This is a genomic window from Mycobacterium sp., from assembly GCF_008709575.1.
Lineage (GTDB): Bacteria > Actinomycetota > Actinomycetes > Mycobacteriales > Mycobacteriaceae > Mycobacterium.
Window position 1 is genome coordinate 1 of the sequence record NZ_VYIK01000364.1, and the last position, 686, is coordinate 686.

Genomic DNA, 686 nt, shown 5'->3' on the forward strand with positions numbered 1-686 from the left:
TGCGAGGGCGGCGGTACCGCCAACGTCACGATCATCGAGCGCCTTTGACCGGCCGTGCCGGTGCACCGACCACTGAAAGACTGCGACGACTCCGGCGACCACCGGACCCACCGTCAGATCAGACCTCGACGAGCACAATGCCCTCGCGGACGTGCACCGGAAAGCACCTGACTGCTGCGTAGGCAGGAAAGTTCTGGGGCTCACCGGTGCGCAGGTCGAACTGCGAACCGTGTAGGGGACATTCGACGAGGTGTCCTTCCAGGTATCCCTCCGACAGCGACGCGTCCGCGTGCGTGCATTTATCGGCTATGGCCAACAGTTCACCGTCGACATTGAAAACGGCGACCGGGCCTGCGGGCGTCTCTACTCTGCAGGCGTGCCCCGGCGAGAGATCGGCCAAGGGCCCCACCTCGACAAGAACTACGTCGTGCGCGTTCGCGTCACCGGTACCCATAAGCGACTAGTTGTCCCAATCCGTCGGAACGTCCGCGAACTGATGTAGCGCCGCCTCAAGTCCGCTGAAGTGCTTCAGGGCTTTGGCCAGGCTGCCTTTGAACTTGATCGGCCCCATGACCGCGCGGCGCACACCCATCTCTTTTCTCGCTACCTTTGCCCAGGTGTCGCTGGGCGCGGTGAGCGTGAAGTCCGGTTCACGGCCCCCCTCCTGCACCGGCCCCGCGTAGTCC

At 64.1% G+C, this 686-nt stretch carries 2 protein-coding genes; both read right to left on the minus strand.

The genetic code is table 11. The features are described 5' to 3' along the window. Window positions 1-118: 118 nt before the first annotated feature. Window positions 119-454, minus strand: coding sequence for a bifunctional 3-phenylpropionate/cinnamic acid dioxygenase ferredoxin subunit (locus F6Q13_RS18970; protein ID WP_293059810.1), 336 nt, complete (start codon window positions 452-454; stop codon window positions 119-121). Between the two features lie 6 nt (window positions 455-460). Further along, window positions 461-686 (minus strand): SCP2 sterol-binding domain-containing protein (locus F6Q13_RS18975; RefSeq protein WP_293059813.1); only part of this gene is annotated, 226 nt, incomplete at its 5' end.